Below are 9,697 nucleotides of genomic sequence, written 5' to 3' on the forward strand. Positions count from 1 at the left end.
ATCTGCAGGACGATAAAATGGTATTTCGCTAATTTTCTCATCACTAATAGGAATACTAAAACGATCTCTGAAAGCTCTTAGCTGCTCAATAGTCATTTTCTTTTGCTGATGAGTAATGTTTTGGCCCTCGCCAGCAGCCCCCATACCATACCCTTTAATGGTTTTAGCCAATATTACCGTTGGGCTTCCTTTATGTTGAACTGCCTGTGCATAAGCAGCAAATACTTTCTGTGGATCATGGCCACCACGGTTTAAACGCCAGATTTCATCATCAGACATATTAGCTACCATTTTTTTCAGCTCTGGGTATTGGCCAAAAAAATGCTCACGGACATAAGCACCGTTATTTGCTTTATAGCTTTGGTAATCACCATCCACGCACTCTTCCATGCGCTTTTGCATAATACCCGTATCATCCCGAGCAAAAAGTGGATCCCAGCGTCCTCCCCAGATCACCTTAATAACATTCCAGCCGGCACCACGGAATAAACCTTCCAGTTCTTGAATAATTTTGCCATTACCGCGTACAGGACCATCTAAACGCTGTAAGTTACAATTCACCACAAAAATCAAATTATCCAATTTTTCACGGGCCGCAATAGATAAAGCACCAACAGACTCTGGTTCATCCATTTCACCATCACCCAGGAATGCCCAAACTTTACGTCCCTCAGCATGTATTAAGCCTCGATTTTCCAAGTATTTTAGAAAACGAGCCTGGTAAATAGCTTGTAATGGCCCTAACCCCATAGATACTGTTGGAAACTGCCAGAAATCACCCATCAACCACGGATGTGGATAAGACGATAAGCCATCAACTTCAACTTCCTGACGGAATTTATTTAACTGTTGTTCTGATAAACGGCCCTCTAGAAAAGCACGAGCATAAATTCCTGGCGAAGAGTGCCCCTGTATATAAAGCAAATCACCACCCTTCACTTTGTCCGGACCTCTAAAAAATAATTAAATCCTGTTTCATATAAGGTCGAAGAAGAAGCGTAAGAAGCAATATGTCCTCCGAGCTCTGGAGCATATTTACCTGCCCGTACAACCATTGCCACAGCATTCCAGCGAATGAGAGCGTTAATTCGCTTACCGATGCCTTCGTCGGGTGGCATTGGTTTTTCTTCATGAAGTTTTATCGTATTACGATAAGGAGTATTAATAGAGCTTTTCAGTCTTACTCCCTCCGCACTCGCCTTATTAATCAGCTCCTGTAGCAGAAAAGCAGCCCGTTCACTACCATCATTGGCAAATACTGCTTGCAAGGCATCCAGCCATTCACGCGTTTCAATTGGATCTATATCATTACTGTTTTCATATGACATGAATGTGTTCCTCGTCGATCTTTAAGATTTTAGCAACAAGCTGGTGTAACCTGTAAACGTTTATGAATTACGCCACCACAAGCCTGCATGCAAACCTGATAATCTGCCCGGCAATTACAGGTTGTTTTGCGGCATTGTAGTGGATCACGGAAGGAATTCAACTCAAGCGCAAGCATTTCACCCTTTACATGACGCTCATGTTGGTAACGATAATAGCTTTTCGCGGTCTTTTCTTTCGCATAAGCGTTACATTGCTGGCAATTATTGCGACAGGTCTTGTTACATGCTGCCGCTCTAGTTTCACAATTTTTCTGGCAAGTGGCAACACTGCATTTTGCCAGCCCACACTGCACTTGTGGAGTAAGGGTTTGGTGCATACAAGCCGTCAAAAATAAAAACTACAACCCAATACAGCTCGAACAATAAAATTTATCATAGCTAGCCATCTCAATTTCTGAAAATCATTAGACTTCTTTCAAAACGCTACTGCATTTGGGCATTGTTTCGCAGATACAGCGTGCTCTAATCTCATGTACAGGCTATTTACACCCGGTTCTAAATTCACTGCAGTGGGTTTAGAAAGAAATCGATTATCTTCGCGCTGTTACAACCACGCTCCCAAGGTGAAAACGGCAACAAAGACTAAAAAACAATGAGAGCATGCTCTACCAAACTTTCTGCATAGGGAATCTGTACAGATTCATTTTCACTGTTATGAGCAGCAAGTAATCCCCCTTGACTTAAGAGAGAATCATTATTTTCCGGCCCAGAAAAAAGCATTTGTATAAAAAACGAAATCCGCGTTGAAAATTACCAACTAATAAATAGAGTAATACAGTAATTCTTGCCGGTATCCAATCCAATAAATTAGTCAACCATTGAGCTACTTTCGCTGTTTGCTCTTGCCCTTTGCACAACGATATCAAACGATAAGCAAGAATGGCTAAAGGACCAGCAACAATATACCAAAAAACCACCCCAAACAGTTCATTATTGACTTTAATAAAATAATTCCCTACTGCAGCTTCTTCATCCCCTTCACTTTCCTCCCTTACTGGATAGAAAGGATTTTCAGGGCCTAAACAATAATAAAAAATAGCTAGATTAAGCAGTAAACCAATAAATCCGTAGAATAAATGACCAAAAATAAAAAGCGCCAACCAGCAAATAAAGAGTATAGGTAACAGGAGAAATGCGATAAGCACGCCAGGATGAGCCATGAAGCCCTCTTTCGGTAGCCGCTGACTGAGAGTATTAAAGTAGGAGGAAAACCAATAAAACCGGTTATGTGATAGTGAATGCACCAGAAAACGTTCACTTAGTAAACAAAGGACAATGATCAATAATTTCATTTTTAATCCTTACGCATTTTATCAGATAGGGCAATTGGTGTTGGATACTTTAACACGACCAAATAGGATGAAACGATAAATGTCAAAATAGTTGTGGCTTGTATCAAATTCGATGCAACTTCGGAAATTAGTTTTGTGCTTAAGGCAATACTGGCAACCAAAAGAGAAAACTCACTTGCCTGCCCTAACCGCAAACCAACTTCTCTAGCCACTGTTTTCTTCTCTCCTGCTTTAACAAGCAATACATTAAATAAAACTGGCTTAACCAGCAACATTAAAAATGATAAAATACAGGCTGGTATAACAACCTGAGCAGCAAAACCAAAATTAAAGGTTGCGCCAATTGAAAAGAAAAACATGACAAGGAAAAAATCACGCAAAGGTTTCAAACTTTCGGCGATATATAAGGAAATGGGACTTGACGCCAAAGCAACACCAGCTACAAATGCTCCAATATCTTCGGACAGGCCTAATCGTTGCGCCAGAAAAGACATCCCCAGGCACCAGCCAATGGATAAAAGGAAAACATATTCTTGTGTCCTATCGAAGCGCGCTAACAGTTTCACCAAAACATAACGCTCCACTGCAAACGCAAGTAACGTTAGTGCCGGCAATGCAACCCCTACTAAAACCAGATCATCTACAGAGAATCCAGTATCCTGCTGCGCACCATTAATAAGGATTAATACGATGATTGCAATAACATCTTGCATGAGGAGCACGCTTATCATTACTTCACCCGTATGCTGATGATGCAAAATCGTGGTTGGCAATAATTTGAGGCCAATAATGGTACTGGAAAACATCATCGCGGCACCCAAAATCCATGATTCAGTCACGCTTAATCCAAACCAACGGCCAATCAAGTAAGCGATAATAGCAAATAACACTGAACTGATAATGGCAATCCAGGTTATCTTTTTTAACATATGGACTAAGTTTTGGGGCTGCAGATGTAAACCCAAGAGAAAGAGTAGAAACACGATACCTATATCTCCAACCTGCTGCACGACACTGACGTCTGAAACAAGTTTTAATCCCCACGGGCCTAGAACCGCACCCAAGAGAATATAGGCAACAAGCAATGATTGTTTAGTATACAGCACCAATGTTGAAAAAATGGCTGCACCCGCAAAGATCAAAAAGATGGTATAAAAAACTTCACCAGTTTGCATAGACTTATTGCCCCATAAGTAAATAGTTCAAACAATTAAGATATAAACCAACCAAAATTCTCAATGTTCGTGGCATATACTATAAAAAGTGACATGTAGGATAACACATATCAAGTCAGACCCAATCAATTTACACATAACATCTCTGATTTATTGAATAATCTCTCATCAGTAGAAGCAAAGTGGGTTTAAATTAATCATTAACGCCTCTTAGTCACTTTGCCAATCCGACAGGTCGATCATAATATTCATCTCAAATTTTGTCGTTTTTGCTGCTAGTTTAATAAAATTCTATCTTATCCCATAGGTTTATACAGTGTTTTGCTTTACAATTATTTCCCTTTGACTCTAAAAACCTATAATTTTTATGCTGTTTATTGCATACAGAATAGACAATTAGTAGTCAAGCTGGTAAGATTTTTATTTTGTCTCTAAAAATATTACCTAGTTATAAATTCCAGTAATTACAAGCTAATAATAATCAGGAGTAATAAAGTCGATGGATTATAGCAGCACACAACCTGCCACGCCGAATCATTCTACCCTAAAATCACTGATGCCTTGGATTGTTTGGGGTTTAAGCTGTATTTTCTATTTCTATGAATGTTTATTGCAAGTATCTCCCAGTGTGATGAGTTCGGAACTCATGCGGGATTTTGCAGTAACTAGCCAGACTTTAGGTATCTTGTCGGGCGTTTATTTTTACTCTTACGCCGCGATGCAACTACCAGGCGGAGTTTTAATGGATTATTTTGGTCCGCAGCGTTTACTCACTATTGCAACAACAATTTGTGCAATTAGTACGATTGCCTTCGGTTTAACCAATAACTTCTTCATGGCTTGTATCGCGCGCTTGATGATAGGTTTTGGTTCGGCGTTTGCTGCAGTAGGTTCAATGAAACTGGCCGCTAACTGGTTTCCTCCACAACGTTTTGCGCTTTTGACCGGCATGATGGTCACGATTGGTATGCTAGGTGCTATTGGTGGAGAAGCCCCTCTTGCTTTATTAATCGACACTTATGGTTGGCGCCAAAGTATGATTATCATGGGTATAGTAGGTCTTTTTCTCGCTATGTTAATCCTCCTGATTGCCAAAGATTCTCCTCACAAGCTGCCTCATCCCACAACGCATCATCATGACTCCGAAGAAGAACATTTATGGCCAAGTTTGTTGACCATCGTGAAAAATCGCCAATTATGGTTAGTAGCAGCCTATGGTGGTTTGATGTATATGTCCACACCCGTATTTTGCGGTTTATGGGGCGTACCTTTTTTAATGTTCAAACTGCATCTGGCAAAAGCAACTGCAGCCAACTATATTTCCTTAGTGTTTATTGGTTGGGCTATAGCAAGCCCGCTATGGGGCATTTACTCCAACCGTATTGGATTACGTAAACCACCTATGTACATAGGGAGTACTGGCGCATTAATTACCAGTCTATTTTTTATCTATGCCCCTGTGCAAGCAGGTTGGCCTGTACAATTTTCACTTTTCCTCTTTGGTGTTTTCTCCGCAGGCTTTTTACCTGCCTTTGCTGTAGCAAAAGAGCTATGCAGCAAGCGTTATGTGGCTACAGGTCTCAGCTTTATGAACATGATGAATATGGTTGGTATTGCACTTGCTCAACCTATTATTGGCTTTATTCTTGACCAATTGTGGCAGGGAAAAGTTGTTGATAAGGTTCGCGTTTACCCTTTAGAAGCTTACCATATATCGCTAGCCTTGCTACCAATTGGTATTTTGGTTTCCTTACTTATTTTACCGCGTATCAAAGAAACACACTGTCAAAGTGTCCAAGGATAAAATTTAGATTGTTTTTAAAGTAGAGCATTATGGCAAAAAAACTTTTTATTAAAACAAATGGTTGTCAGATGAATGAATATGATTCATCTAAAATGGCTGACGTTTTACTGCAGTCACACGGCTTAGAGAAAACAGAGTCTGTCGATGAAGCAGATGTTATTCTCTTAAATACTTGTTCCATCCGTGAAAAAGCACAAGAGAAGGTATTTTCTCAATTAGGCCAATGGCGTGAATTTAAACAGAAAAATCCTCATGTAGTGATCGGTGTTGGCGGTTGTGTTGCCAGCCAGGAAGGCGCGGATATTATTAAGCGCGCTCCCTATGTGGATTTAGTTTTTGGTCCACAAACGCTGCATCGCCTGCCTGCTTTACTCAATGAACGTTTAAGCAGTAAAAAACCGGTGGTGGATATTAGCTTCCCGGAAATTGAAAAGTTTGACCATTTGCCTGCCCCGCGCGCCGAAGGGCCTGTAGCCTTTGTGTCGATCATGGAAGGTTGCAGTAAATACTGTAGTTATTGCGTGGTTCCTTACACTCGAGGAGAAGAAATCAGCCGTCCTTTCGATGATGTTTTAGCCGAATGCTACCATTTGGCAACTCAAGGCGTACGCGAGATTAATCTTTTAGGACAAAATGTTAATGATTACCGTGGCCCCATGAATAATGGTGGGATTGCTGATTTAGCCTTGTTGATCCATTATCTGGCAGCCATTGATGGTATAGGTCGTATCCGCTATACAACGTCTCATCCTTTGGCCTTTTCTGATAATTTAATTAATGCCTATGCGGAAGTTCCGGAACTAGCTAACCATCTCCATTTACCTATACAAAGCGGCTCCGATAAAATTCTATCAATGATGAAGCGTGGCTATACAGCGATGGAATTCAAATCAAAGATCCGTAAATTACGTAAAATTCGCCCTGATATTCGCTTATCTACTGACATCATTGTTGGTTTCCCTGGCGAAACAGATAAAGATTTTCAGGACACGATGGATCTGGTGCATGAAATTGGTTTTGATACTTCATTTAGCTTTATCTTTAGCCCACGCCCAGGAACACCAGCTGCTAATTTAGCAGATGAAACACCTATGGAAGTGAAGAAACAGCGTCTACAAATTCTGCAAAACCGCCTTCTTCTTCAAGCATCACGTTATAGCCAAGCACTGGTGGGCAATACTTCACGTATTCTAGTTACTGGTACCTCCAAGAAAGATTCACAGCAATTGGCAGGCCGAACTGAATGCAATCGCGTTGTGAACTTTGATGGTCCTCATGAATTGATAGGCCAATTTGTTAATGTTCATATTAGTGAAGCATTGCCTAACTCACTTCGCGGCAGATTGGTACAAAGCGAGTAAATCATTAACTATTATGTCTGATTCGATTAGTGAACAGCTCATTATTCCGCGCGAATACCACGGGCAACGCTTGGATGTAGTACTCGCGCAGTTGTTTCCCGACTATTCGCGTTCACAATTGAGTACCTGGCTTAAAGAGGGAGCTATCACTCTAAATCAGCGTCAATGCAAACCTAAAGACAAAGTACTTGGTGGTGAGCTAATTAGCTTATCTATCGCCTTTGAGACCCAGACGGACAGTGATATATATCAGCCAGAAGCTATTCCATTAGATATTATTTACGAAGATGAACAGTTATTAATTATTAATAAACCAGCTGGATTAGTCGTTCATCCTGGAGCCGGTAACCGTGAACATACCTTGGTGAACGCCCTCTTATACCATGCCCCAGTCCTACAACATTTATCCAGAGCAGGTATCGTTCATCGTCTTGATAAAGATACAACAGGCTTATTGGTTGTAGCTAAAACATTGACAGCACATACCCATCTGGTTCGGCAAATGCAAGCACGTGATATCCAACGCCGCTATATTACCCTTGTACAAGGCCATTTAATTTCTGGCGGTGAAATTACTACCTTTTACGGGCGCCATCCAAGAAATCGTTTAAAAATGGCTGTCTGTGCACAAGGCAGAGAAGCCATTACGCTTTATTCAATTCGCAAACATTATCAAGATTTTACGCTACTCGATGTGCAGCTAATGACGGGGCGTACCCACCAAATTCGTGTTCATATGGCCCACCTTAATCACCCTGTGGTAGGTGATCAACTGTATGGTGGTAGAATGCGTTTCCCTGCACAAACATCAGCAGAATTAAGGCAACTTTTATGTCAATTTCAACGTCAAGCTCTACATGCCTCCATGTTGTCATTTTTTCATCCTGAGAGTAAAGAGCAATTGACATTTAAAGCCCCTTTACCTGATGATTTTCAAACACTACTTAATTTTTGGATGATTATTTTGGCTAATCTTTATGCTAATTGGCCGGCACCTACGAATGTATCGGCCCTTACTACAATGCGAACGCCAGGATTCAGTAAAGCGCCCTTTGATGCGAACAATCTGGGTCTTCATGTTGGAGATGACGAACACGCTGTTGCTTCTAATAGGCAAGCACTAAAAACAAATTTGAAGTTACCCAGCGAGCCAGAATGGCTGGAGCAGATTCATAGTAATCTTTGCGTGTTAGTTGAAGAAGAAAAGAATCGTGCTGCCGATGCGGCCATTACGCGTAGTCCACAACATACACTGGCAATCATGACTGCCGACTGTCTGCCTATTCTCCTGTGTAATCAGCAAGGGACAGAAATTGCAGCTATCCATGCAGGCTGGCGAGGTTTAGTAAATGGCATCGTTGAAAATACCGTTACTAAAATGTTTAGTAAACCAGCGCAATTACTTGCTTGGATTGGACCTGGCATCTGCCAATCTTGTTATGAAGTCGGTGATGAGGTTTTACAGGCTTATCAAGATCGCTATCCTTTTGCGACAAACTCTTTTCTTCCCAATGAAAAGAAAAAATGGCAGGTCAATTTACCCTATTTGGCGGAGCAGATCCTGCACAATTTAGGTGTTTTTGATGTTTTTCAGTCAAAAAAATGTACATTTGAGCAAAAAATGAGTTTTATTCCTATCGCCGCGAGCCACAAACAGGTAGAATAGCAACACTCATTTGGTTTAACTCAACAAATCAGGATAAATAGACATGAGTAATAAAATTCGTATGCTAGTAAAAGCCCTGCTTTTATCTATGCTTGCTTTTACCGCATCGGCTGAAGAAGCTAAAACTATAGCAAGCCTTGCCCCTGTACTGAAAAATGCAATGCCCGCTATTGTCAACGTTGCTGTACAAGGCATTATTCAAATCAACCCTGCGGCTTCTGACGAAGACAATGGAGATGAACCACAGGATAGACAGCTAGTTCCGGAAAAACCACGCAAATTCCAGAGCATTGGCTCAGGTGTTATTGTTGATCCTGCACATGGCGTCATTATTACCAATGATCACGTCATTCGTAATGCCACCTTAATTACAGTAACCTTACATGACGGGCGACGGTTAAAAGCAAAATTGATTGGTGGTGACAGCGATACTGATATTGCCGTTTTAAAAGTTGACGCCAAAAACCTTAAAAGTCTGCCAATCGGTGATTCGGACAAAGCAGAAGTTGGGGATTTTGTTGTCGCTATCGGTAATCCTTTTGGTTTAAATAGCTTCGGCAATAGTCAAACGGCTACCTTTGGTATTATTAGTGCCACCAAACGTAGTGATCTGAACATTGAAGGGGTAGAAAACTTTATTCAGACTGATGCAGCGATTAATCCTGGGAACTCTGGAGGCGCATTGGTCAACGCTAAAGGAGAGCTGATCGGTATTAATACCGCCATTATTTCTCCTTATGGCGGTAATGTGGGCATCGGTTTTGCTATTCCCATCAATATGGCAAAAGATGTCGCTCAACAATTAATTCGATATGGTTCAATTCATCGCGGGCTGATGGGTATTTTCGTACAACATCTTACCCCTGAATTGGCGCAAGCAATGGGTTATCCAGAAGATTTCCAGGGTGCTATTGTTTCACTAAGTTAATGAAGACTCACCTGGCTAGAAAAAGCACGGACTTAAAACCGTGGTAGACATCATTATACAAAATTAATAGATACCAAACATAG

6 protein-coding genes and 3 pseudogenes are annotated in these 9,697 nt (G+C 41.0%); 5 read left to right on the top strand and 4 right to left on the bottom strand.

The features are described 5' to 3' along the window. The 4 genes and pseudogenes from aceE to BN58_RS12415 all read right to left on the bottom strand — a co-directional run. Nucleotides 1-1,328 (bottom strand): annotated as a pseudogene (gene aceE, locus BN58_RS24950) (pyruvate dehydrogenase (acetyl-transferring), homodimeric type); the annotation flags it as partial. A gap of 29 nt (nucleotides 1,329-1,357) precedes the next feature. After that, the gene (locus BN58_RS24955; RefSeq protein WP_019217114.1) at nucleotides 1,358-1,705 is read right to left on the bottom strand and encodes a hypothetical protein; all 348 of its coding nucleotides are present in this window, start codon (nucleotides 1,703-1,705) and stop codon (nucleotides 1,358-1,360) included. 363 nt (nucleotides 1,706-2,068) lie between these two features. Next, the gene (locus BN58_RS24960; protein ID WP_232220585.1) at nucleotides 2,069-2,680 is read right to left on the bottom strand and encodes a hypothetical protein; all 612 of its coding nucleotides are present in this window, start codon (nucleotides 2,678-2,680) and stop codon (nucleotides 2,069-2,071) included. 2 nt (nucleotides 2,681-2,682) lie between these two features. Next, entirely contained in the window at nucleotides 2,683-3,855 is a 1,173-nt protein-coding gene (locus BN58_RS12415) for a cation:proton antiporter (protein ID WP_019217115.1), read from the bottom strand. Between the two features lie 499 nt (nucleotides 3,856-4,354). Here BN58_RS12415 and BN58_RS12420 point away from each other — a divergent pair, with 499 nt between their 5' ends. The 5 genes and pseudogenes from BN58_RS12420 to BN58_RS24970 form a co-directional block, all read left to right on the top strand. Beyond that, on the top strand, nucleotides 4,355-5,659 hold the full coding sequence (locus tag BN58_RS12420; RefSeq protein ID WP_019217116.1) for an MFS transporter: 1,305 nt from the start codon (nucleotides 4,355-4,357) through the stop codon (nucleotides 5,657-5,659). A 29-nt stretch (nucleotides 5,660-5,688) separates the two neighbouring features. Continuing rightward, nucleotides 5,689-7,020 (top strand): tRNA (N6-isopentenyl adenosine(37)-C2)-methylthiotransferase MiaB, encoded by a 1,332-nt coding sequence (miaB, locus tag BN58_RS12425; protein WP_019217117.1) that lies wholly within the window; start codon nucleotides 5,689-5,691, stop codon nucleotides 7,018-7,020. A gap of 13 nt (nucleotides 7,021-7,033) precedes the next feature. Continuing rightward, nucleotides 7,034-7,969: pseudogene (gene rluD / locus BN58_RS37045) on the top strand (23S rRNA pseudouridine(1911/1915/1917) synthase RluD); the annotation flags it as partial. Nucleotides 7,970-8,041: 72 nt separating this feature from the next. Then, a complete protein-coding gene (gene pgeF, locus BN58_RS37050) occupies nucleotides 8,042-8,686 on the top strand; it encodes a peptidoglycan editing factor PgeF (protein ID WP_332247976.1) in 645 nt (214 codons plus the stop codon). A gap of 88 nt (nucleotides 8,687-8,774) precedes the next feature. Beyond that, nucleotides 8,775-9,630 (top strand): annotated as a pseudogene (locus BN58_RS24970) (trypsin-like peptidase domain-containing protein); the annotation flags it as partial. Nucleotides 9,631-9,697 lie beyond the last annotated feature (67 nt).

Source organism: Legionella tunisiensis, assembly GCF_000308315.1.
Classification (GTDB): domain Bacteria; phylum Pseudomonadota; class Gammaproteobacteria; order Legionellales; family Legionellaceae; genus Tatlockia; species Tatlockia tunisiensis.